Consider the following 23,787-nt stretch of genomic DNA (forward strand, 5'->3'; position numbering starts at 1 on the left):
TCATCGCGCCGGGAAATTGAGCGCATAGTCGCGGCCGTCCACTCCCGCCGGTGGCTCGAAGGGAAAGCGCAGACTGGTGTCGAGGAAGTCGTGGCTGTGCACGACCAGGTTCTCGCCGTCGATCAGCACCACGCCGTAGGCCGGCGGCTCATGGCTGGCGAGATGCTCGGCCGCAGCAGCGTCGAGCTCGAACCAGACCTGGTGGTTGGTGCCGCGAAGCGTCGAGAATGGGATCTTGCCGTAGCTGCCGAAGATCGGCCGGTGCACGTGGCCGAAGAAGAGGTGGCGGATGCGCGAACGATAGGGCGCGATCACCTCGGCGAACTCGGCGCTCTGTGCCAGCGAGATTTCGTCCATCGCGTGGACGCCGACCGGGAACGGCGGATGATGCATGAAGACGACGAAGGGCATGTCCGCCGGCGCGGCTGCCAGCGTGCTTGCGAGCCACCCCAGGCGCTTGGCGCACATCTCACCGGCGTGGCTGGTCTCGTCCAGCGTGTCCAGAAACACGAACAGGCCGTGCTCGGTGGTGCGCGTGCCCTGCACGAAACCGTTGGAATCGCGCGGGGCGGACTTAAGACTATCGAGGCAGGTGACGCGGCGGTCGTGATTGCCGACCATGGCGATGTAGGGGATTTTCAACGCCGCCATTGCGTCGGCGAAATTGGCGTAGGATTCGGCCTCGCCCCAATGGGTGAGGTCGCCGGTCACGACCGCGAAGGCGGCATCGACGTGATGCTTGTTGATGTCGGCAATCGCAGCGTCAAGCCGGGCGCGCGGATCGAGGCCATACAGCTTCAACCCGGGGTTCGCGAGATGCGTGTCGGTGATGTGGATGAACTTGAAGGGCATGGCGCTTGTCAGGATCGTTGGAGGGTGGGCGCCTCCGGCAAGACGACCCTGACAGGCCGTTAGAGTGCGAGTGTTTCAGTTTGATGACAGCGGTTCCGGTGGCGCGAGGCGTCCACAAGCTCGGCTCGGTAGGGTGGATTAGCCGAAGGCGTAATCCACCACTGTGAGCCAACTGCAAGTTGTGGTATTTGCTGCTCTATGTCGGACTACCGCCGCGCATTCGTTCCGGGAGGTTGCTGGTTCTTCACGGTGAATCTGCTTGATAGGCGGAAAGCTCTGCTGACTGACCGGATCGAGTTGTTGCGAGATGCAGTCGCCGCAACGCGCCAAAGCCACCCGTTCTCCATCAATGCTTTCGTCGTTCTACCGGATCATATCCACGCAATCTGGAAGCTGCCACCAGACGATGCGAATTTTTCGGTACGTTGGCGATTGATCAAGACGCGTTTCGCCAAAGCGCTACCAATGAACGAGCGTCTAAGTGCCGTCCGCGCTGCACGAAACGAGCGCGGAATCTGGCAGCGCCGCTTCTGGGAGCATCTCATCCGCGACGAGACCGATTACGCACGTCACGTTGAGTACTGCTACTACAATCCCGTCAAGCACGGGCACGTTTCGAACGTGGGTGACTGGCCGTACTCGTCGTTTCATCGCGATGTCCGCGACGGACTGTTTCCCGAGGATTGGGGTGGCGATCTCAACATGACAGGCGAGTTCGGAGAGCGGGCTTGATGATCGCGGCAGCGTCAGTCGTAGGGTGGATTAGCGAAGCGTAATCCACCGCTTTACTTCCGCTTGTTGAGAGACAGGTGGTGGATTACGCCTTCGGCTAATCCACCCTACGCACCGAATTTGCCTCTAGGTCCCGCAAAACGTCTGCAGCACTCGCTGGTCTGGCAGCGGGGGATCGGCGTAGGCGGCGTAGTCCGGCTGGTCCTCGAACGGCATTGCCAGCACCTTCACCAATTCCTCGAACGGCGTGTAGTCGTCGTTGTTGACGGCGGCCTGGATCACGGCCTCGACGCGGTGGTTGCGCGGGATGAACATCGGGTTGACGGCGTGCATGGCGGCTTGCCGTTCGGCTGCGCTCTGCGGCTCCAGGGCTGTGCGCTCGTGCCAGCGCCTGGCCCACTCATCGAACGCCCCGGGGTCCATGAACTGGGCGCGTGCATCGTCCGCAGCCGGATCGCCAGCGGCATCACCAAGCTTGCGGAAGGTGAGGGTGAAGTCGGCCTGGTTCTTCGCCATGGCGTCGAGCAGGTCCTGGATCAGCGCATCGTCGCCGTCGCGCTCCGTGAACAGGCCGACCTTCTTGCGCAGGCCCGCCTGATAGGCGTTGCTGAACGTGTCGGAGAAGGCGCCGAGAATGTCCTGGGCCTCGGCGACCGCCTTTTCCTGATCGTCGGAGAACAGCGGCAGCAGGCATTCGGCCAGCCGCGTCAGATTCCACAGCGCGATGCGCGGCTGGTTGGCATAGGCATAGCGGCCCATCTCGTCGATCGAGGAAAACACCTGCGAAGGGTTGTAGGCGTCCATGAAGGCGCACGGGCCGTAATCGATGGTCTCGCCGGAGATGGAGCTGTTGTCGGTGTTCATCACGCCGTGGATGAAGCCGACCAGCAGCCAGCGTGCGACCAGATCGGCCTGGCGCGCGACCACGCCGGACAGCAGCGCGTGATAGGGCCGCTCGGCGCCTGATAGCTCCGGATAATGGCGGGCGATCACATGGTCAGCGAGCCGGCGAATGGCGTCGGTGTCGCGGCGGACCGCGAAGAACTGGAAGGTGCCGACGCGGATGTGGCTCGAGGCGACGCGGGTCAGCACCGCGCCGGGCAGCGCGGTTTCGCGGATGACGTGCTCGCCGGTGACGACGGCAGCGAGTGAGCGCGTGGTCGGGATGCCCAGTGCGAACATCGCTTCGCTCACGATATATTCGCGCAGCACCGGCCCGAGCGCGGCACGGCCATCGCCGCGGCGGGAGAACGGGGTGGGTCCCGAGCCCTTGAGTTGGATGTCGCGGCGGATGCTATCCTTGTCGATGACTTCGCCGAGCAGCACCGCCCGTCCGTCGCCGAGCTGAGGCACGAACTGTCCGAACTGGTGGCCGGCATAGGCCATGGCGATTGGATCGGCACCGGCGGGAACCGTCTTGCCCGCCAGGATTTCGGCGCCCTCAGGGGTCTCCAGCACATCTGGATCGAGCCCGAGCTGGACCGCCAGCGGCCGGTTCAGCTTGATCAGCCGGGGCGCCGCCACCGGCGTCGGTGCGACCCGGGCGAAAAAGCTGTCGGGCAGCGCCGAATAGGAGTTCTGGAACGGGAAATGGACTGTCATGGCCTCAAGATAGGCGTGGAACGCCTGATGGCAAAGGCTTGAGCCCAGATTGGGCAAAAATGGGCACTTCCAGCCGAAAACGGGCCGTTCCATTGGTTGCCGCACCCGGCCTCGTCGGGTAAACCCTGCCGCAACTTTGGGCCTGCCGTCTCGGCGGTTCGATTCGATCCTCCGACATTGAATTTGGGACGACCATGCATCGCTACCGGTCACATACATGCGGCGCGCTCCGCGAGAGCAACATCGGCGAGACGGTCCGCCTGTCAGGCTGGGTCCATCGCGTTCGCGACCACGGCGGCGTGCTGTTCATCGACCTGCGCGACCATTACGGCCTGACCCAGTGCGTGGTCGACCCGGACTCGCCGGCGTTTGCGCAGGCCGAGAAGCTGCGCTCGGAATTCGTGGTCAAGATGGACGGCAAGGTCCGCCGCCGTCCCGAAGGCACCGACAATGACGATTTGCCCACCGGCAAGATCGAGATCTATGTCAGCGAGATCGAGGTGTTGGGCCCGGCCGGCGACCTGCCGCTGCCGGTGTTCGGGGACCAGGAATACCCTGAAGACATCCGCCTGAAGTACCGCTTCCTCGACCTGCGTCGCGAGAAGCTGCACCAGAACATCATGACGCGGGTCGAAATCATCAAGTCGATGCGCAGGCGCATGGAGGGGCAGGGCTTCTTCGAGTTCAATACCCCGATCCTGACCGCGTCCTCGCCGGAGGGCGCGCGCGACTTCCTGGTGCCATCGCGCATTCATCCCGGGAAGTTCTATGCACTGCCGCAGGCGCCGCAGCAGTACAAGCAGCTCCTGATGATGTCGGGCTTCGATCGCTACTTCCAGATCGCGCCCTGCTTCCGCGACGAGGATCCGCGCGCGGATCGTCTGCCGGGCGAGTTCTACCAGCTCGACGTCGAGATGAGCTTTGTCACGCAGGACGACGTCTTCGCCGCGATGGAGCCTGTCATCACCGGCGTGTTCGAGGAGTTCGCCAAGGGCAAGCCGGTGACCAAGGGCTGGCGCCGCATTCCGTTCGCCGAGGCGCTGCGCAAATACGGCTCCGACAAGCCGGACTTGCGCAACCCGATCGAGATGCAGGACGTCTCCGAACACTTCCGCGGCTCCGGCTTCAAGGTGTTCGCGCGGATGTTGGAGGACCCCAAGAACCAGGTGTGGGCGATCCCGGCGCCGGGCGGCGGTTCTCGCGCCTTCTGCGACCGCATGAATTCTTGGGCGCAGGGCGAGGGACAGCCGGGCCTCGGCTACATCATGTGGCGCGAGGGCGGCGAGGGGGCCGGTCCGCTCGCCAACAACATCGGTGCTGAGCGCACCGCCGCGATCCGCGCGCAGATCGGCGTGAAGGAAGGCGATGCCGCGTTCTTCGTCGCCGGCGATCCCGACAAGTTCTGGAAGTTTTCAGGATTGGCCCGCAACAAGGTAGGCGAGGAGTTGAACCTCACCGACAAGGAGCGGTTCGAGCTCGCCTGGATCGTCGACTTCCCGATGTACGAGTACAACGAGGAAGACAAGAAGGTCGACTTCTCGCACAACCCGTTCTCGATGCCGCAGGGCGGCCTCGAGGCGCTGAAGGGTCAGGACCCGCTGACCATCAAGGCGTTCCAGTACGACATCACCTGCAACGGCTACGAGATCGCCTCCGGCGGAATCCGCAACCACGTGCCGGAAGCGATGGTGAAGGCGTTCGAGATCGCCGGCTATGGCGAGCAGGAAGTCGTCGATCGCTTCGGCGGCATGTACCGCGCCTTCCAGTACGGCGCCCCGCCGCATGGCGGCATGGCCGCCGGCGTCGACCGCATCGTCATGCTCTTGTGCGGCACCAACAATCTGCGCGAGATCTCGCTGTTCCCGATGAACCAGCAGGCTATGGACCTCTTGATGGGCGCACCGTCGGAGCCCAGCCCCAAGCAGCTCCGCGAGCTGCATGTGAAGGTGAATCTGCCGCAGAAGTGAATGCAACGCCTCTCCTCTCACGCGGGAGAGGGCCACGGATTCGTCATGCCCGGGCTTGTCCCGGGCATCCACGTTTTTAGGATTGCATGAGAGAACGTGGATGGCCGGGAGAAGCCCGGCCATGACGGCAAGTGAGGCGTGCGCGGGCCGGCTCGCCCTACAGCCCCGTCGACGCCTCGATCCTGAACTGCGCAAGCGCGCTCTGTGGGTCGGTTTGCAAGAGCTGCATCAATTGCATCAGCGGTGCCTTGGCGCGCGGGGACAGCTTGATGGAAAGCGTCTGGCCCGGTGTCTCGACGAAGCGGGCGATCGCGTCCACGGCCGCGTTTGCATCCGGATTGGCGGAAGCAACTTGCTCGCGTTTAGCCTTGATGCTCTCGACGAGCGCCTGGCGTGCGGTATCGCGGCTGACATTCTGCATGCGCGCGAACTGTGCCGCGACGAGATCGACGACGCCGCCGTCGCGCAATGAAAATTCGAGCGTGCCCGCCTCGATCTGGGCCGCCTGGCCCATGAGCTGGGCGGGATCGGCCGAAAACACCTCGCGTGGTACGTTGCCGAGGCCGATACGCAGTTGCGCTCTTGCGATCCCTCCGATGTCGAGGGTCGCGGGCGTCAGGGCGAAGCTGTTGGACTGTTCGGTCCAGGCGGCGCCGAGATCGAGGTCGATGGCGAGCTTGTCGACGCCGGCGGCTAGCAATGGAAGCTGATTCGGATCGGAAGGATCGGTGGGCGTGACAAGTTTGGCAACCACATGCGCCTTGCTCGGGATCGAGCCGACCAGCTGCCCCCAGTCCAGGCTCAGCGTGTCGATCGTGACCAGCTTCTTGGTGGTCTTGAACGGCGCCGTCACGCCCTTGATCTCCGCGCCTGTGAGCACGCCGAACAGCCCGAGCATCTGATCCGGCGAGGGCGCCCGCCCGGGAGTGGTGAGGCTTGCCGCCCAACGCATCAAATTCGCGATGCTGAGCGATTTGAGTGCGAAGCGCTCCATCTTGATTTGACCTTGCGGCGTCGGCGCATCGAGGCCCTCGAGCGCGAACTCGCCCTCTTGGTATCTGATGGCCCTCAGCCGGGGCGTTCCTTGCGGGGTCGTCATCGACATGGTGCCGATCTCGATCTTGCCGACGCGAAGGCCTTCGTAGAACCCGGCGAGCTTTTCCATCATCAAGCGCGATTGCGCCGGCGTCGGCGGGACCGAGCTGTCCGCCGGCAGCAGCGCCAGGATCTCGGCGGGCCGGAATTTCGACGGTTGCACCGCAATGTCGGTGATGGCGATCCCATCGACCTGCATCCGGATGCCGAGCGTCGACGTCACGACATAAGTGCCGCTGGACATCTGTCCGTAGACACGATGATAGCTGTCGTCGTTGGCCTTCTGGGGATCGAGCGCGGCGGCCATCGCGGTAGAATCGAAATCATTGATGATGATGTCGGACACCTCGCCGGTCAGCTTGTCCGCCTTGCCCGGCTGCGGCACGTTGATCGTGAAACTGGCGCGCTCCGCCTTGATCGTGGCGATCTTGCCCTGGCCGAGCTTTTGGATCGCAAGACCCGAATAGGCGACCTCGCCACTGCCTCCGGCGCTTTTGCCCGCATCGAAGGCGACTGCGAGGGTCGGCACTATGATGGAAGAAGCCGTCACGTTTGCGTACTGATCGAGCACGAAACGGTACATGTCGATCAGGGAGCCTGACGTCGGCGCGTTCTGAGCATGAATGGGACCGACGTAATCCCGCATGGTCAACTGCGGCACCTTGTAGAAGACTTTCAGCTTCGCGGGGCCGATTTCGTCCAGCGCGACCTCGAAGCCCGAGATATCGATGCTGTCGGCCGCGAAGCGTGTCTCTTCGACCTGACGAATGCCCACGCCCTTGATAGCGGCGATCTTGACATGAGCCTGTGGCTGGTTGGCAGGCTCAACCGCGATATCCTCGATCGTCAACGTCCGGCTCGTCAGATCGAACGCCACCTTGCCGTGGCTCGCCTTGCCGCCACTGGCCCGGATCTGCTCGAACGCCGCCTCGATCTCGGCAGTGACGCGATGTTTTGCGTAGAAGCTGAAGCCGAACCATCCGCTCGCGGCGACCACGGTCACGACGATCAGGCCGATCAGGATTCGCTTCATTCCCAGCTCCAGTTGCCCGCGTTGCACGAGGCAACCTGCCATATTCGCAAAGCAACGCGCGGTCCAGGGAAAGCTAGCGCTATCAGATATTTGACCGCGCGCCCTGTTGATGGGGCCGCAATCGGATGTTGCCACCGGGGCGCCCGGCGTGCTTCATCCCGTTTCCATGACCCGGAAATACCACCCGAAGGCGGACCGGTCAGGACAATGTAGTTTGAGGCCGGTAACGCGAGGCAAGACACCGCATGTCGTCCTATTCTGATGATCTCCACCAGGCGGCGCTGGCCTATCATCGGCTGCCGCGCCCCGGAAAGCTCGAGATCCAGGCAAGCAAGCCGCTTGCCAACCAGCGCGACCTCGCGCTGGCCTATTCGCCGGGCGTCGCCGCCGCCTGCATGGAGATCGCCAAGAACCCCGCGGAAGCGGCGACGCTGACAATCCGCTCCAATCTGGTCGCCGTGGTTTCGAACGGCACCGCCGTGCTCGGCCTCGGCAATATCGGCCCGCTGGCCTCGAAGCCGGTGATGGAGGGCAAGGCGGTCCTCTTCAAGAAATTCGCCGGCATCGACGTGTTCGACATCGAGATCGCGGCCGACACCATCGAGCGTGTGGTCGAGACGGTGGCCGCGCTCGAGCCGACCTTCGGCGGCATCAATCTCGAGGACATCCGCGGACCGGAATGCTTCGAGATCGAGGCGCAGCTCAAGGAGCGCATGAAGATCCCGGTCTTTCATGACGACCAGCATGGCACCGCGATCATCGTCGCCGCCGCGATCACCAACGGGCTGCGCCTCAACGGCAAGAACCTGTCGGACGTCAAGATCGTGGCATCGGGGGCAGGGGCCGCAGCGCTCGCGACACTGAACCTGCTGGTGTCGATGGGCGCGCAGCGCAAGAACATCTGGGTCTGCGACATCGACGGCCTCGTGCACGAAGGCCGCAACACCACCATGGATCGTTGGAAGGCGGTCTATGCGCAGAAGACCGACAAGCGCACGCTCGCCGACGTGATCGGCGGCGCGGACATCTTCATCGGCCTGTCCGCACCGGGCGTGCTCAAGCCCGAGATGGCCAAGGCGATGGGCGACAAGCCGCTCATCATGGCGCTCGCGAACCCGACGCCGGAGATCATGCCGGAGGAGGCGCGCAAAGTGCGTCCCGACGCCATGATCTGCACCGGCCGCTCCGATTTTCCGAACCAGGTCAACAATGTCCTGTGCTTTCCCTTCATCTTCCGCGGCGCGCTCGACGTCGGCGCCAGCGCCATCAACGAGGAGATGAAGCACGCGGCCGTGGAGGCCATCGCGCAGCTCGCGCGCGAGGCGCCGTCCGATGCGGTCGCGCAAGGCTTCGACACCGGCGAGACGCAAGGGTTTGGCCCGGGCTCGCTGATCCCGAGTCCCTTTGATCCGAGGTTGATCCTGCGCATCGCGCCGGCGGTGGCGAAGGCCGCGATGGAATCGGGCGTTGCGACCCGGCCCATCACCAATTTCGACGAGTACACCGCGCTGCTCGAGCGCTTCGCGTTCCGCTCCGGCCTCGTCATGAAGCCGATGTTCGCCAAGGCCAAGACCCAGCCGGTGCGCGTGATCTACGCCGAAGGCGAGGATGAGCGCGTGCTGCGCGCGACCCAGGTGGTGCTGGAAGAGAATCTGGCGACCCCCATCCTGGTCGGACGTCCCTCGGTGGTCGAGGCGCGCATCAAGCGTTTCGGCCTGTCGATCAAGGCCGGCAAGGACTTCGACCTCGTCAATCCCGAGGACGATCCGCGCTACCGCTCCTACGTGCAGTCCTATGTCGAGGTCGCCGGCCGCCGCGGCGTGACGCCGGATGCGGCGCGCACGGTGGTGCGCACCAACAACACCGTCATCGCGGCGCTCGCAGTGGTGCGCGGAGAGGCGGATGCCATGCTCTGCGGCGTCGAGGGCCGCTACATGAGTCATCTGCGCCATGTCCGCGAGATCGTCGGGTTTACGCCGGGGATCAGCGACTATGCGGCGCTGGCGCTGCTGATCACGAGCAAGGGCGCCTTCTTCATCGCCGATACCCAGGTGCGGCCCAATCCGAGCGCCGAAGAGCTCGCCGAGATCGCCTCGCTCGCGGCGGTCCACGTCCAACGCTTCAACATCAAGCCGAAGATCGCCTTCGTCTCGCATTCGGATTTCGGCAGCTACGACACGGAATCCTCGCGCAAGATGCGCCGGGCAACCCAGCTCCTGAAGGAGAAGCATCCGGAACTCGAGGCCGACGGCGAGATGCAGGGCGACACCGCGCTCTCGGCCGCTGCGCGCAAAATGGTGCTGCCGCACTCCGATCTCGAGGGCGAGGCCAACATCATGATCATGCCAAGCCTCGACACCGCCAACGTCGCCTACCAGATGATCAAGTCGCTGGCGGACGCGCTGCCCGTCGGTCCGATCCTGATCGGCCCGGCGCGCCCGGCCCACATCCTGACCCCGTCGGTGACGGCGCGAGGCATCCTCAACATGACCGCGGTGGCTGTGGTGGAAGCGCAGGAGCGCGCGTCGCGGCAGCAGCCGACGTTGTTTACGTAAGGGGCGGGGCGGCGCGTTGGGCGTCTCTCGGAGCCGCGATCGTTCCGCAGGCTCGTCGTGCCCGGCCATGACGCCGAGCGCGGTGCGGTCGCTGCTTTTTTCGATTCCGCTAGGGAGCGCCAAGCGAATAGCGCGCCACCAACTTTGAATTGCTCGCAGTTTTCCATTTCCCCGTTTGTAAACCGGCGAATGACTCTCCATAATCCCTTAGTGCTTTCGCCAAAAATCCGGTTTCAAAAAGCCTGAGCAAAGAGGCCGATCATGCCAGCGTTCGTGACTTTCGGGCGGATCCTGTTCGCCGTGCTGTTCATCTACACGGGTGCGGCAAGACTGTTTGCCATGCAGTCGACGGTTGATTTCATCGCCGCCAAGGTTGTCGTGCCGGACATGATTGCGCCTTACACCAAGCAGATCGAGACGGCGACGGCCATGACCACGCCGCAACTGCTGGCGATCGCGGTCGGCGTGCTCGAGATCGTCGCGGGGGTGATGATCGCTCTGAATTTCGGCGCGCGCTTCTTCGCGATGCTGATGATCGTCTATCTCGCGGTCGCGACCTTCCTGTTCTACGACTTCTGGAACCAGGTTCCGCCCGACAACGGCAAGATGCTGGTCGACGCCCTCAAGAACCTGTCGATCATCGGCGCGCTGTTCATGATCATGGGCTACGGCCGCGTCACGCGTCCGGCGGAGGCAGCCTACGGGGACGTGTGAAGGTTAAACCACTACGTCCTGCGCCACGGCGTGACGGTCACGTCATGCGCCGCATCGAGCAGATACGGCGCTCCCGGCTTCATCCCGTGTGAGGCCAGCACTTCCCGAGGTGTACGCGACGGTACTTCGACAAAACAGCCTTCGCCGCCGGGCAGCCGCAGATGCGGGGCTTCCGACAGCCAGAACGTGTCGTAGCGGTCCATGAACATGTCGAACACGACGGGCCCGCCGATGATTGCGATGGTACCGGAAGCGACATCGGCGAACGCGCAGGCGTCTTCGAAGCTGGCGTGATCCGGATTCCACAAGGTCGCGTTCGGCATCTCGGGATCGACGGTCAGCGCCTTGATCTTGCGCGTCAGGATCAGGCGCTTGCGCTTGGGTGAATTCGGCTGCTGCTCGTGCGAGTGACGACCGTGCACGATCAGCGCCGCGCGATCGAGCGCCTGTTCGAAGAACAGCTTGTCGCCTTCGAATTTCAGGCTGTCGGGCATGACATGGTCAGCGTCGGCGAGCATGCCGTCCGCGGAGACGATGACGTAGCCTTCGATCCGAAAGGACAATGGCGCGGCTATTCGGAAACCGTCGTCACGACGCTGTTGACCGGCCGGGTGCTCACCGTCGGCAGCTTGACGTCCTTGAGCAGCTCCTGGTCGTATTCCGGCAGCGTCGAGGCCGGGAACTTGGCGCGCATCGCCACCACCTTATAACCGCCGGCCTTCAGGCGCTTGAGCAATTCGGGGAGGGCCTCCGCAGTGTGCTTCTGGAAGTCGTGCATCAGGATGATGCCCTTGCCCTTGGTATCCAGCTTCTTCATGACGGTCTCGACCACCTTCTCGGGTTTCGAAGCCTTGAAGTCGAAGGAGTCGATGTCGCAGGAGAAGATCGCGGTGTTGCGGTTGCCGAGATAGGTGACCATCTCCGGCGGATGCTGGAGCGCCGGGAAGCGGAAGAACGGCGAGGGCGAAATGCCGCCGAGCGCCCACTTCACGGCAGACAGGCCCTTCTCGATCTCTTCCTTGCGCTGCGCTTCCGTGAGCTTCTTGTTGTTGAGGTTGGCGTGCGACCAGGTGTGGGTGCCGACGGTATGGCCGGCCGCGTAGACCTGTTTGAGAATCTCCGGCTCGTAGGTCGCGTGCTTGCCGATAGAGAAGAAGATGCCGGTGGTGCACTCGTCGGCGAGCGCCTTCAGCACCGCGGGCGTGTTTTTAGGCCAGGGGCCGTCATCGAAGGTCAGCACCACCTCGTGGTCGCGCAGGAAATCGAGCTCCTTGAAATGCTCGAAGCCGAAGCCGGGACCGCCGGTGGTGTCGATCTCGACAGTGCGGGCGACGCCGAGCGCGCCCGGCGTGTTGCAGGCTGCGCGGGCGGGTTGCGGAGCTTGTTTGGGCGGGGGAGGATTGACGAAACCCGCCGGCGCGGCGGCCGCTACTGCAGGAGCGGGTGCCGGAGCCGGAGCGGGCGCAGCCGCAGCCGGCGTTGCCACCGGAGGGGCTTGCGTCGCGGCAGCGGGCTTTGCAGGTGGGGTCTGCGACCATGCCGCGCCCGTCATCGCAAGAGACATCGCACTTGCCAAAATCAGTCCTGCCGCCACACGCATGGTGTTGTCCTCGAGATTGATCCCGTTGTTCCGCCGCGGCTTTTCGCCTCCGGCAAAACCATCCTGCCCCTAACGATCCTAGCCTAGATGGTGGGCCCTCGCCATTGCAACGGCTGTTTGGCGCCCCAACACAATTGTGCCCAACCGGGTTGGGGAGACGTGTGGCGTCAAGTGTCGGCCAGAGCCTTGGCGATTGCCGTTTTGATCCGCGTGTCGGCCGGCTCCACGGTGGATGCAAAGACGTCGGCAATATAGCCGTCCCGGCCGATCAAATATTTGTGGAAGTTCCAGCGCGGAACTTCCCGCGGGCGTGCCTCTGCCGCCCATTTGTAAAACGGATGCGCCTTTGCACCGACGACGACGGCCTTGGCCGCAATAGGGAAGGTAACGCCGTATTGGTGGTGGGCGGTCTCCGAGATCTCGCTGGTGCCGCCGGGCTCCTGTCCGCCGAAATCGTTGGAGGGCACGCCAATGACGGTGAGGCCGCGCTCGCGAAACTCGCCCCAAATTTCTTGCAGACCGGCATATTGCGGCGTGTAACCGCAAAGCGAAGCGGTGTTGACCACCAGCAGCGGCTTGCCGGTGAAGGCCGCAAGCCGGATGTCGTCGCCTGACAATGCCGGGAAAGAGAAGGCGTAGGCGGAGATTCGGCTCATGCCGCCATCCGCCAGTGCACGCGTCGCCGGCGCCAGCGTGCTTGCAAAGGCGGCGATGAGCATGGTCCTGCGGTTCATCATGACGGCGTCCCCCGAAATGATCCGGGCGGATGTTACCCCTCCGGTGCGAGCGGCGTCGTCAACACCGCGTTATCTGCCGCGATAAAGCGCGTTAGTACAGGCGGACGATGAAATCGGTGCCTTCGCCGGTCTCGCCCTGGTTGATGCCCTGGTCGGAGACGATGATCGAGCCGCCTGACGTCAGCATTTCGTTGATCTTCGCGATCGTGTCGGCGGGGATCGAGACGCGGTCGAGGGCTTCGGCCGGGCTGTCCGGCGTGACCACAGGCTTGGCAGCGACGGGAATCACGGCCGCGCCACGCTGGCGGCCTGTCAGGCGGCCGTCATCTTGGCGCGCGGCAGAGCGAACGGACACTGGCAAGGACACCACCGACCAATGCAGCGCATTGGAATCGGCCTTGTCGACTTCGGCGGTGAAGACATGCGTGCCGAGCGGCCGATCGCTCGCGGCGATCGTGACAGGCACCTCGAACAGCGGCGCAAAGTTCTGCCGCACGTAGAGCTTGGAATCCTTGCGGCTGATGAAGACCGCGATCTGGCCCGCCCGCTTGGGCGCGTCAGGTTTTGCCACGGGCGCCGGATCGGCAACGCGGGTTTCGTCCTTCTTGACGTCGGGCGTTGCCGCCTGCGCTGGCGCCACGGCCGGCGCATCGGGCGTCTTCGCGGGTTCGGACTTGGCCGTTTCGGATTTCGGCGTCTCCGCGGCCTCGACAGGCTTCGCTTCAGTGCTCGCGGGCTGCGCGGCGTCTCCGGCCTGAGACTTGGCCGCGTCCGCCGCCTCAGCGGTCTTGGTCTCGGGCTTTGCCGTTGTCTCGGTCTGGTCGGCGGATGTCGCGGACTCCTCGCGGCCCGGGGCATATCCGGTGGTCACGTCCGACATCACGGTGTGGCCGACCGACGAGCGCAGCTCGAGCACGCCGTCCGCGCTGGCGGTCTTCGTTTCAACCGGCTTTGCTTCGGCGGCTCCGGTATTGGCCGCGACCTTATCGGCCTTGTCGCCGGCATTGGTCTGCGGCTCGAGGCTGGCCGCGGGTTGCGGCGGCACCCGCACCGAGGCAAGTAGCGGATGTGAGAAGTTCTGCGGCGACATCTGACCGGGCGAAACGATCACGCGCGCGCCCATCCTGGTCCAGTTCCACATCTTCACGGCGAACGCCATCGGCATGCGGATGCAGCCGTGCGAGGCCGGATACCCCGGCAGCACGCCGGCATGCATGGCAACGCCCGACCAGGTGATCCGCTGCATGTACGGCATCGGCGCGCCGCTATAGATGTTGGAGTGGTGGAATTTGTGCTTCTGGATGACGCTGAACACACCCATCGGCGTCGAATGGCCCTTCATGCCGGTCGACACCGGGGATTCCGCGAACACGCCGTTGGTATCGTAGACCGTGACCTTCTGCCGGTCGATCGAGACGACGATGACGAGGGGACCTTGCGGTTTTGTGCCCGCTTCTTTTTCGGAAACGAGGTCTTTCTTGCCGGCCGCACCGCGCTTCTGGGGCTTCTGGCGCGGGACTTCGGGATGGCGCTCCTGGCGCCCGTACGATCCGTCGGAATAATCCGTCCAGTAATAAAATGCTGCGTCCGCCTGGCTCGCCGTGCCGATCGCACCCGCCGCCGTCAAAATGGCGACCTGCCAAAATCGCGCCGGCTTGGCAGAAAAACCAGACCCGTTCACGCTGTTCATCATCGAATCCACAATCCAAATCAGATGTTAGTCTCTCAGAGGGGATACGCGTTCACCAGCACGGCGGTTCTGCGATCAGCTAATTTTGTCCAAAGCGTAGCAAAAAAGCCTCACGGAGCGGTAAACGGCGGCCGTATCGGCCTGCCGATCGTCTTCCTGATCGGTCGCCTCATGCCTACATTGCTGGGACTTGTTATCGGAGAACTTCATGTCATCTCGTTTCCCCAGTCTTTCCAGCATCCGCTTGAAAGGCCTCGCTTTATTCCTCCTGGCGCTGACCGTGCCGGCAGCGTTCGCCTTCGCCGCGGACGAGCCGGATCTGATCTTCCGCCGCTCAACCGTGTTCAAATGGATGAGCCCGAACGACAAGCTTGCGACCTATGGTCTCGACGACCCCGAAGTCGAGGGCGTGGCCTGTCATTTCACGGTACCGGAGAAGGGCGGCTTCAAGGGCTGGCTGGGCCTTGCCGAAGAGGTCTCGGACATTTCGCTCGCCTGCCGTCAGGTCGGCCCGATCAAGTTCAAGAACAAGATGGAGCAGGGCGACGACATGTTCCGCCAGCGCCGCTCGCTGTTCTTCAAGAAGATGCAGATCGTGCGCGGCTGTGACGCTAAGCGCAACGTGCTGGTCTACATGGTCTATTCAGACAGGCTGATCGAGGGTTCGCCGAAGAACTCGACCTCGACCGTCCCGGTCATGCCGTGGGGACCGGCGGACGCGAACGTCCAGAAGTGCGGCGAGTTCTTCACTCAGTGACGCTCTTGCGTTCACGGTGACGCGCTTGCGTTCACCCGGTGACGTCAGCCCGGCTGCCACGCGGTTTTGCAAGATGGGAGCCGGTCAGCCGCACGAATGACTGCGGCGTTGCCTCAAAGCCCCGGCTCGATTGCAGCGCCATTTCGCCAGGCGAATTGGCGCTGCTGCGAACAGGTTGTTGCTCCCGGCGGTCCGTTCGTTGGTCCGCATCGCGCGTCGTTGCGCGATTCTGCGCCGTCATGATGGCCGTTCCTCACATGAACGCGCTCGGCGATGCCCGGGCGTCTCGGTCTCGGTAGCTTGGGTCGCAGTCGAAGCGCCCCCGGTTCGACAGGACCCAGCCGTCGTTCGGCTTCTCTTCAACAGAAAAACGTAAAACGCATGTGAAGGGTGTGAGGCGGGATGATGACGGCGCCGGCGTTCCGGCGCGCATCCGAACTCGCCCGGAACCTGCCAGGCCATATTGGGTGGCCGCATGACCCATCTGAAAAGATTGAGATTTTCCGTCGAATATGTCGTCGCCGCGAGCGGGACGAAACAATTCTCACGGAGATGAAACCATTTTCCGGCTTTGGCGCATCACGCGCGAAACCGCCCATGGTTATCAACCTCACAACGACGACGGCGCACGCCGGCCACCGAATTCAGAGAGAACTCCATGCGCACGCTCAGCCTCATCCTTGCTTTCGCTTTCGTGCTCGCCGGCTCCTCGTTCGCAGGCTCGCCGGATGGCAATGTCCCGGGCATCGGTACTTTCCAGTACAGCGGCTCGCCGATCACGACCCCGGCGCCGCAGCCGATCGTGGTTGCCGCGCGCTTCTGATCGTCAACAAGAAAAATCAGCCGATAAAGGCCGTCATGCTTGTTCGTTTCTGCGCTGCGGCGTTCATATCCCTTCTGACGATCAGTGCCGCTCAGGCGCAGGTGCGCTCTCCCTCCAGATTACCCGATCCACGTACTGAGTTCGTGAGGCAATGCGCGCCGCGCATGCTCGGACGATGGGAGCATCCGGAAGAGGTCTGCGGCTGCCTGCACGATCATGCTGCCGCCGTCGTCGAGGATCGCGATCTCCGCGAGGCCCTGCTGCGGGGCATCAGCGAGACCGGGGTGCCGACGATCGAGACCGACTGGGTGCCGGCCGCAAAGCAGACCGAAATCGGCCCGACCTTCACCAAGATAGCCAAGCCGACCCTGCAATGCATGTTCGATCCGGCGAAGTAGCGCTCATCGCTTTGATTTCGGACCAAACCGCGACACGCAGGTGCTCGTCCGTGCGACGCCCTTGTCGGTCATCTTGGCGCCGCGGACTTCCTTGACCTGTCCGGCGGGGCAGGTTCCGTCGTCCACTTGCACGCGCTGGCCGAGCTTGAGATCGACGATGTCCTGCTCGCGTCCGACCGTGCCTGCGCGCGCCGTCGCGGCGAGTGCGATGAAGATCAGGAGCGAGAGGCAAGTCGCACGGCGTAGCAGCATGGTGTGAGCTCGCTCCCGGCATCGATGCCGCAATGTAGGGAGCGGCAGCCGATTCTCATAGTGAACGTTCGTCATGCCCACCGGGCCGGCTTGCTCCTCGCACGCAAGGCCGCTCTCGATTCCCGCGCGAGCCGCTCGGCGGATGCCACGAGCTTCGGAATCGCGTGGCCGGAAAATCCCAGCACGAAACCGGGCAGAGGACGCGCGCGTGAATAGGTGTCGGCCAATAGCCAGCCTTCGGCGCCGGCGGCCTGCTTGGCGTCTGCCGCCACAGCCAGATCGACCGAGGAATCGAACCGGGCGACAAGATGCAGGCCCTGCGATGGGACCGGCACCGACAGCACGCCGTGGGATGCGGCTTCGAGCGTCCCGGCCAGCGCGTCGCGCGCCTCGCGGTAGAGCTTGCGCACGCGCTTCAGGTTCGCCGCGAACGCGCCGGAATTGAGCATGTCGGCCACCGCACCCTCCATCAGCGTGCCGGGAAAGCGGTCGAGCGCGGCCCGCGCCGCGGTGACATCCGCAATCAAGCGCTCGGGCAGGGCGCAATAGCCGATGCGCAAGCCCGGAAACAACGTCTTGGCGAACGTGCCCATGTAGATCACGCGCTGGAGGTGATCGATGCCGGCCAGCGACATCAGCGGCGCGCCGTCGTAACGGAATTCGCTGTCGTAATCGTCTTCCAGCACGAAGGCGTCGGCCTGCCTGGCCCAGTCCAGCAGCTCGAGCCGCCGCGGCATCGACATCTGCACACCCAGCGGAAACTGGTGCGACGGCGTCACATAGGCTGCGCGCGCGGACGGCGCCGCTGCGCGGCCTCTGGCGACACGCATGCCTTGCGCGTCGACGGGAACGGACACGGCACGATAGCCGCAATGCGCGATGGTTTTGCGCGCGGCGGGGTACCCTGGATCCTCGCACCAGACCTGGTCGTTGGGCTTCAGGATCGCGCTCAGCACGATGCGTAGCGCGTGCAGCGTGCCTGACGTCAGCATGATCTGATCGGGATCGCAGCGCAGGCCCCGCGCCGACAACAGATGATCGGCGATCGCCGCACGCAGCTCGCGGCTGCCGCGGGGGTCGCCATAGTGCAGATGCTCCGCGCCGAAGGCGCGCATGCGGCGGCCGACAAAGGCCCGGAAGCGCTGCACGGCGCGCGCGTCGATATGGGTGCAGCCGAGCGAAAACGCGCCTTGCCCCGGCGTTTCGACGATGATCTTCGGCCGCTTCGGCTCGGCCGCGCGTGCGGGGATGCGCGCGGCGACGAAGGTGCCGGAGCCGACGGTGGCGTCGGCAAAGCCGTCGGCGATCAGCCGCTCATAGGCGGTGACGACGGCATTGCGCCGAAAGCCGGTCTGTTTAGCCAGCGTGCGCGACGGCGGCAGCGGCTCGCCCGGCTTGACGAGGCCGGCAACGATCATCTCGCACAGCGCTTGGTACAGCCGGTGCGCCGACGAGGCGCCAGCCGTGACGTGCGGGCCTGCGAGATCGAGCGGCAGCTCGGCCTTGGCCGGGGAGGGGACTAAATTGGTCGGAATTTTTCGCATGGAATTGGCACTATCGCAGACCAAATCTGCGGCTACAACTGCCTTGGAATTGTTCCAATCCGACAGGAGCGGCCGTGAGCCAGACCGAGAACCCAAATTCCTATCCGACGTCCGCGCGCAACCAGGTGAAGCGCCGTCACGACCGCGGCTTTTACGATCACGACACCGTTCATCGCATCCTGGATTCCTCGATGCTCTGCCACGTCTCCTACGCGATCGACGGCCAACCCTATTGCACGCCGACCTTCTTCTGGCGCGAAGGGACGAAGCTGTACTGGCACGGCTCGAGCGCCAGCCGCATGCTGCGCAACCAGACAAGGGGCGAGCGTGTGTGCCTGACCGTCGCCCATCTGGACAGTCTGGTGCTGGCGCGCTGCGGGTTCAATCACTCCGCCGACTACCGCGCCGTGATGGCGTTTGGCACCGCCTATCTCGTGACCGATCCCGAGGAGAAAGAGCGCGCGGTGATTGCCATGGTCGACCGCTTCTTCCCGGATCGGACCGCGAGCCTGCGGGCGAGCAATGCGCAGGAGATCAAGGCGACCTCCTTTATCGCGATGGAGATCGAGGAAGCCTCCGCGAAAGTCCGGGCCAAGGGTGTCGCCGACGACGACGAGGACTATGCATTGCCGATCTATGCCGAGCGCATCCCCGTGCGCACCGTGCTGGGCGCGCCGGAGCCTTGCGCGCGGCTGCTCGACGGCGTGCGCCGGCCGGCGACACTGAATGGCTATTCGGAGGGTCGGCTGCTCGAAGATGCATTGCGGGATGCCTATTTTGCAGAGTACCCGAACGGCTGAAATCGGCTAGCTTGCGCTCCTTCGATGATCTCAATGCCCGATTGGAGTTGCCTGATGAATGCCGAAACGCAGCAGAGGATTCTTGACGCCGTCGATGCCGGCTTCGAAGCCCAGCTCGCGACCACACGCGATTTCGTCGCGATCCCCTCGACCCGTGGGGCGGAGGGGCCATGCCAGGACATGATCGGCGACCTCCTGCGCGCGCGCGGCTACGAGGTCGACGACTGGCACATCGATGTCGACGACCTCAAGGATTTGCGCGGCTTCGGCCCCATCGAGCATGATTTTTCGAAGGCGCGCACTGTTGTCGGCACGTACCGGCCCAAAACCGAGGCGGGCAAATCGCTGATCCTCCAGGGCCACTGCGACGTGGTACCGGCGGGGCCGCTGGAATTGTGGGATACCCCGCCATTTTCGCCCGTCATCAAGGACGGCAAGATGTTCGGTCGCGGTGCCTGCGACATGAAGTCGGGCACCATCGGCGCGCTTTATGCTTTGGATGCGATCAAGGCTGCGGGCCTCAAGCCGACGGCGCGGATCCACTTCCAGTCGGTGATCGAGGAGGAGAGCACCGGCGTCGGCGCGCTCTCGACGCTTCAACGCGGCTATCGTGCAGATGCTTGCTTCGTCCCTGAGCCGACCGGCGGCAAGATGGTGCGCTCGCAGGTCGGCGTGATCTGGTTCCGCCTGCGCGTGAAGGGCCATCCGACCCATGTCGCTTTCGCCGGCTCCGGCGCGAACGCAATCATGGCGGCCTATCATTTGATTCAGGCGCTGCAAAAACTCGAGATCGAGTGGAACGAGCGCGCGAAAGCCGATCGTCACTTCAAGGCGCTGAACCATCCCATCAATTTCAACCCCGGCATCATTAAGGGCGGCGACTGGGCCTCCAGCGTGCCGGCCTGGTGCGACGTCGACTGCCGGATCGCTGTGTTGCCGGGCTGGTCGATCGCCGATCACCAGAAAGAGATCATGGCCTGCGTTGCGGCTGCCGCACGCAACCACCGCTTCCTCGCCAACAATCCGCCGGAGGTCGAATGGTCGGGCTTCTTGTCGGAAGGCTATGAGCTGACCGACGCCGCCGCGCCTGAGGCGGCGTTCGGCAAGGCCTTCAACACCGTCTATGGCGGCGAAATCGAAGACCTCGTCTTCACCGCGCTCACCGACACCCGCTTCTACGGCCTCAATCACGGTATCCCGAGCCTGTGCTTCGGCGCGAGTGGCGGCGAGATGCACGGCTTCAATGAATTTGTCGATCTGGACTCGCTGAAGAAGACGACCAAGGCGATGGCGTTGTTCATCGCGGATTGGTGCGGGGTCGAGAAGGGGTAGCTCTCGTGTCCCGGACGCGGCGCAGCGCGAAGCGGTGCGCCGCAGAGCCGGGACCCACGTCACCGCACAGTTGGACCCCGGTTCAGCTGCGCATCGTTTCACGCTGCGCTGCGCCCGGGGAACGAACCATCTTCCGCCTGCCCAATCCAGCGGCGCCCCCAAATCCTTTAAGCTTAAACTAAAGACTAGGATGCCGCCCGCGCCGGTGGCAGACTGGCGCCAGCTGCACAAGACCCGAGTCCGTCGAGGAAGCAACGATGCGCGATTGGGATGACGCTTACGCCAATTCGGCCCATATCCCAGGCTCGGACAAGATCCCGGCGTTATGGGCGGAGCGGGCGGCGGCTTATCGTGCCGGGCTGAAGGAGTTTCGCGCCGACATCGCCTATGGCCCCGGCGAGCGCCAGCGCCTCGACCTGATCTTGCCAGACGGCGACAGCAAGGGCCTCGTCGTGTTCGTCCACGGCGGCTACTGGATGCGCTTCGACAAATCGACATGGACCGATCTTGCCGAAGGCGCGCGTCATCATGGCTGGACGGTGGCACTGCCAAGCTACACACTGACGCCGGCCGCGCGCATCTCCGACATTACGACGGAAATTGCCGCAGCGATCGCCAAGGCGGCCGCTCTCGTCGCGGGTCCGATCCGGCTCGCCGGCCATTCCGCGGGCGGTCATCTCGTCACGCGTATGCTGTGCAATGATAGCCGGCTCGATCCCGCCATCTTCAACCGCATCGCCGGCACGCTCTCCGTCAGCGGCCTGCATGATCTGCGTCCGCTGCTCAAGACCAGGATGAACGACACCCTGCGCATGACGATGGAGGAGGCGACGCTGGAAAGCGCAGCGCTGCATCTGCCGCGTGGGCCTTCCCCCGTGACCGCCTGGGTCGGCGGCAATGAGCGGCCAGAATTCATCCGCCAGTCCGATCTGATGGCCAATGTCTGGACTGGCTTCGACGTGCCGACGCGTCTTGTCGTCGATCCCGGGCTGAACCATTTCACCGTGATCGACGCCCTCAAGGACCCGTCGTCGCCAATCACCGCGCGCCTGATCGGCCTCGACTGACGAGGCCATAACGATCGATCGAAAGGGCCTGCCATGACGTCCAGCGAATACGATCCCGCAAGCGAAGGCGCCGAGACCGATTTCGCCCGGCGCATGTCTTATGGCAACTATCTGGCGCTGGATGCGATCCTCGGCGCGCAGCATCCGCTGTCGGAAGCCCATGACGAAATGCTGTTCATCATCCAGCATCAGACCACCGAACTCTGGATGCGGCTCGCCATCCACGAGCTCAGCGCCGCACGCCGTTCGATCGCGAAGGATGAGGTGCAGCCTGCGATGAAGATGCTGGCACGGATGTCGCGGATCTTCGAGCAGCTCAACGGCGCCTGGGACGTGCTGCGCACCATGACGCCCAGCGAGTATACGCGCTTCCGCTCGCAGCTTGGCCAGTCCTCAGGCTTCCAGTCGCGGCAATATCGGCTGATCGAATTCCTCCTTGGTAACCGCAACCACGCCATGCTCAAGCCGCACGCGCACGATCTGGAAACCACGCAACTGCTCGAAGCCGAGCTTGCGACCCCAAGCCTTTACGACGAGGTGCTGCGGCTCGCCGACCGCAACGGACTCAAGATGCCCGCGGCCGTGCTGGCGCGCGATGTTCGCGAGACTCACAGTTTCAACGAAGGTGTGCTGCAGGCCTGGCGTATCGTCTACGAGGCGCCGGAAACGCATTGGATGCTCTACGAGCTCGCCGAGAAGCTGGTCGATTTCGAGGATTACTTCCGGCGCTGGCGCTTCAACCATGTGACGACAGTCGAGCGCGTCATCGGTTTCAAACGCGGCACCGGGGGCACCGGTGGCGTCAGCTATCTCAAGCGCATGCTGGAGGTCGAGCTGTTTCCTGAACTCTGGCGCGTGCGCACGATCCTGTAGAGATTTTCATGACCAAGCTTCGCGTCTACGACGACACCAAAGCGCTGTTCCATATGCCGGACGGTGTGATCTATCTCGACGGCAATTCGCTCGGCGCGTTGCCGCTTGGTGTCGCCGAGCGCGTCAGCCGCGTCATCACCGCCGAGTGGGGCGATGAGTTGATCCGCTCCTGGAATACGGCGGGCTGGTACGTCCAGCCGCGTCATGTCGGCGATCGCATCGCGCGACTGATCTGTGCGGAAGCCGGCTCCGTCATGGTCGGAGATACGCTGTCGCTCAAGGTCTATCAGGCGCTCGCCGCCGCGCTCGACATGAACGCATCGCGCAAAATCGTCCTGTCGGACACCGGCAATTTTCCGACCGACCTCTACATGGCTGAAGGCCTGATCGCGACGCTCGGCCGTGGCCATCAATTGCGCCTGGTGGCGCCGGAGGAGATCGAGGCTTCGTTATCGGTGGAGATCGCGGTGCTCTACATCACCGAGGTCGATTACCGCACCGGACGGCGCCACGACATGGCGAAGCTGACTGCAACAGCGCATGCGCTCGGCATCGTCACGGTGTGGGACCTCGCGCATTCGGCCGGCGCGCTGCCGGTTGACCTTGCCGGCACCGGCGCTGATTTCGCCGCCGGATGTACCTACAAATACATCAACGCCGGCCCTGGCGCGCCGGCCTTCCTCTACGTCGCGCCGCGCCATGCCGACAGCGTGCGCGCCGCTTTGTCGGGGTGGATGGGGCACGCAAAGCCGTTCGCGTTCGAGCTTGCCTATGCGGCCGCCGGCGGCGTCGAGCGCATGCGCGTCGGAACGCCGCCGGTGCTGGCGATGGCGGCCTTGGAGGCCTCGCTCGACATCTGGGATCGCGTCGATATCAGGGAAGTCCGCGCGCGTTCGCTGGCGCTCGGCGATCTCCTGATTGCCGAGGTCGAACGCCGCTGCCCGTCCTTGAAGCTCGTCACGCCGCGCCCGCATGAGCGCCGCGGCTCTCAGGTCTCCTTCGCCTTCGACGGCGGCTACGCCGCGATGCAGGCCCTCATCGCCCGTGGCGTCATCGGCGATTTCCGCGCACCTGACATCATGAGGTTTGGCATCACGCCGCTGTATATCGGCGAGGCCGAGGTGATGAAGGCAGCCGAGATCATCGAGGAGGTGATTGCGGGCGAGGTGTGGCGGCGTCCGGAGTATCAGGTAGTGAATGCGGTGACGTGAGGTCGAAGGCTGTCTCCCCCGTCATTGCGAGCGCAGCGAAGCAATCCAGAAATGTATCCGCGGAAAGAGTCTGGATTGCTTCGCCGCGCTCGCACTGATTACCTCGGACGTCATTGCTTTGCCGCGTGGAGCAATTCACCCTGCGAGCAGAAT

General features: G+C 64.0%; 21 protein-coding genes. 12 read left to right on the forward strand and 9 right to left on the reverse strand.

Going from position 1 to position 23,787, the window contains the following annotated elements:
* Entirely contained in the window at positions 1-852 is an 852-nt protein-coding gene (locus tag ABIB66_RS13585; protein WP_275167168.1) for a phosphodiesterase, read from the reverse strand.
* Positions 853-1,050: 198 nt separating this feature from the next.
* Here ABIB66_RS13585 and ABIB66_RS13590 point away from each other — a divergent pair, with 198 nt between their 5' ends.
* Entirely contained in the window at positions 1,051-1,584 is a 534-nt protein-coding gene (locus ABIB66_RS13590; protein WP_354203899.1) for an REP-associated tyrosine transposase, read from the forward strand.
* A gap of 126 nt (positions 1,585-1,710) precedes the next feature.
* On the opposite strand, the gene ABIB66_RS13595 is transcribed toward ABIB66_RS13590, so the two are convergent.
* Positions 1,711-3,186: a protein adenylyltransferase SelO gene (locus ABIB66_RS13595; RefSeq protein ID WP_354254940.1), complete on the reverse strand. Its 1,476-nt coding sequence runs from the start codon at positions 3,184-3,186 to the stop codon at positions 1,711-1,713.
* A gap of 194 nt (positions 3,187-3,380) precedes the next feature.
* On the opposite strand from ABIB66_RS13595, the gene aspS reads away from it, so the two are divergent.
* A complete protein-coding gene (gene aspS, locus ABIB66_RS13600; RefSeq protein WP_275167165.1) occupies positions 3,381-5,153 on the forward strand; it encodes an aspartate--tRNA ligase in 1,773 nt (590 codons plus the stop codon).
* A 157-nt stretch (positions 5,154-5,310) separates the two neighbouring features.
* On the opposite strand, the gene ABIB66_RS13605 is transcribed toward aspS, so the two are convergent.
* Entirely contained in the window at positions 5,311-7,281 is a 1,971-nt protein-coding gene (locus tag ABIB66_RS13605) for an aq_1923 C-terminal domain (protein ID WP_354254941.1), read from the reverse strand.
* A 245-nt stretch (positions 7,282-7,526) separates the two neighbouring features.
* Here ABIB66_RS13605 and ABIB66_RS13610 point away from each other — a divergent pair, with 245 nt between their 5' ends.
* Both ABIB66_RS13610 and ABIB66_RS13615 read left to right on the forward strand, forming a co-directional pair.
* Positions 7,527-9,836 carry an NADP-dependent malic enzyme gene (locus tag ABIB66_RS13610; protein WP_354254942.1) on the forward strand — a complete coding sequence of 770 codons (2,310 nt, stop codon included), beginning with the start codon at positions 7,527-7,529 and terminating at the stop codon, positions 9,834-9,836.
* A gap of 261 nt (positions 9,837-10,097) precedes the next feature.
* Complete coding sequence (locus ABIB66_RS13615) at positions 10,098-10,550, forward strand: DoxX family protein (RefSeq protein WP_354203892.1); 453 nt, start codon at positions 10,098-10,100, stop codon at positions 10,548-10,550.
* Between the two features lie 11 nt (positions 10,551-10,561).
* Here the strand turns inward: ABIB66_RS13615 and ABIB66_RS13620 are convergent, their stop codons facing one another.
* The 4 genes from ABIB66_RS13620 to ABIB66_RS13635 all read right to left on the reverse strand — a co-directional run bounded on the left by ABIB66_RS13620 (position 10,562) and on the right by ABIB66_RS13635 (position 14,577).
* Entirely contained in the window at positions 10,562-11,113 is a 552-nt protein-coding gene (locus ABIB66_RS13620; RefSeq protein ID WP_354203890.1) for a dihydrofolate reductase family protein, read from the reverse strand.
* Positions 11,114-11,121: 8 nt separating this feature from the next.
* A complete protein-coding gene (locus ABIB66_RS13625; protein WP_354203888.1) occupies positions 11,122-12,150 on the reverse strand; it encodes a polysaccharide deacetylase family protein in 1,029 nt (342 codons plus the stop codon).
* A 167-nt stretch (positions 12,151-12,317) separates the two neighbouring features.
* Entirely contained in the window at positions 12,318-12,887 is a 570-nt protein-coding gene (locus ABIB66_RS13630; RefSeq protein ID WP_354055048.1) for a glutathione peroxidase, read from the reverse strand.
* Between the two features lie 91 nt (positions 12,888-12,978).
* The gene (locus tag ABIB66_RS13635; RefSeq protein ID WP_354203886.1) at positions 12,979-14,577 is read right to left on the reverse strand and encodes a L,D-transpeptidase family protein; all 1,599 of its coding nucleotides are present in this window, start codon (positions 14,575-14,577) and stop codon (positions 12,979-12,981) included.
* A 208-nt stretch (positions 14,578-14,785) separates the two neighbouring features.
* Between ABIB66_RS13635 and ABIB66_RS13640 the strand changes: the two genes are divergently transcribed.
* From ABIB66_RS13640 to ABIB66_RS13650, 3 genes are all read left to right on the forward strand, one after another.
* A complete protein-coding gene (locus ABIB66_RS13640) occupies positions 14,786-15,334 on the forward strand; it encodes a CreA family protein (RefSeq protein WP_354203884.1) in 549 nt (182 codons plus the stop codon).
* A 658-nt stretch (positions 15,335-15,992) separates the two neighbouring features.
* Positions 15,993-16,157 (forward strand): hypothetical protein, encoded by a 165-nt coding sequence (locus ABIB66_RS13645; RefSeq protein WP_354203882.1) that lies wholly within the window; start codon positions 15,993-15,995, stop codon positions 16,155-16,157.
* A 35-nt stretch (positions 16,158-16,192) separates the two neighbouring features.
* Positions 16,193-16,555 (forward strand): hypothetical protein, encoded by a 363-nt coding sequence (locus ABIB66_RS13650; RefSeq protein ID WP_354203880.1) that lies wholly within the window; start codon positions 16,193-16,195, stop codon positions 16,553-16,555.
* Between the two features lie 3 nt (positions 16,556-16,558).
* On the opposite strand, the gene ABIB66_RS13655 is transcribed toward ABIB66_RS13650, so the two are convergent.
* Together ABIB66_RS13655 and pdxR are read right to left on the reverse strand one after the other, a co-directional pair.
* Positions 16,559-16,807, reverse strand: a complete 249-nt coding sequence (locus tag ABIB66_RS13655) for a DUF6719 family protein (protein WP_027517580.1) — start codon at positions 16,805-16,807, stop codon at positions 16,559-16,561.
* A gap of 71 nt (positions 16,808-16,878) precedes the next feature.
* Positions 16,879-18,351, reverse strand: coding sequence for a MocR-like pyridoxine biosynthesis transcription factor PdxR (pdxR, locus tag ABIB66_RS13660; RefSeq protein WP_354203878.1), 1,473 nt, complete (start codon positions 18,349-18,351; stop codon positions 16,879-16,881).
* A 74-nt stretch (positions 18,352-18,425) separates the two neighbouring features.
* On the opposite strand from pdxR, the gene ABIB66_RS13665 reads away from it, so the two are divergent.
* The 5 genes from ABIB66_RS13665 to kynU all read left to right on the forward strand — a co-directional run bounded on the left by ABIB66_RS13665 (position 18,426) and on the right by kynU (position 23,634).
* On the forward strand, positions 18,426-19,151 hold the full coding sequence (locus ABIB66_RS13665) for a pyridoxamine 5'-phosphate oxidase family protein (protein ID WP_354055040.1): 726 nt from the start codon (positions 18,426-18,428) through the stop codon (positions 19,149-19,151).
* Positions 19,152-19,205: 54 nt separating this feature from the next.
* A complete protein-coding gene (locus tag ABIB66_RS13670) occupies positions 19,206-20,483 on the forward strand; it encodes an ArgE/DapE family deacylase (RefSeq protein WP_354203876.1) in 1,278 nt (425 codons plus the stop codon).
* Positions 20,484-20,740: 257 nt separating this feature from the next.
* A complete protein-coding gene (locus ABIB66_RS13675; RefSeq protein WP_354055036.1) occupies positions 20,741-21,550 on the forward strand; it encodes a hormone-sensitive lipase in 810 nt (269 codons plus the stop codon).
* 33 nt (positions 21,551-21,583) lie between these two features.
* The gene (gene kynA, locus ABIB66_RS13680; protein WP_027569723.1) at positions 21,584-22,423 is read left to right on the forward strand and encodes a tryptophan 2,3-dioxygenase; all 840 of its coding nucleotides are present in this window, start codon (positions 21,584-21,586) and stop codon (positions 22,421-22,423) included.
* Between the two features lie 8 nt (positions 22,424-22,431).
* The gene (kynU, locus tag ABIB66_RS13685) at positions 22,432-23,634 is read left to right on the forward strand and encodes a kynureninase (RefSeq protein WP_354203873.1); all 1,203 of its coding nucleotides are present in this window, start codon (positions 22,432-22,434) and stop codon (positions 23,632-23,634) included.
* Positions 23,635-23,787 lie beyond the last annotated feature (153 nt).

This window comes from Bradyrhizobium sp. F1.13.3, assembly GCF_040548265.1.
Lineage (GTDB): Bacteria > Pseudomonadota > Alphaproteobacteria > Rhizobiales > Xanthobacteraceae > Bradyrhizobium.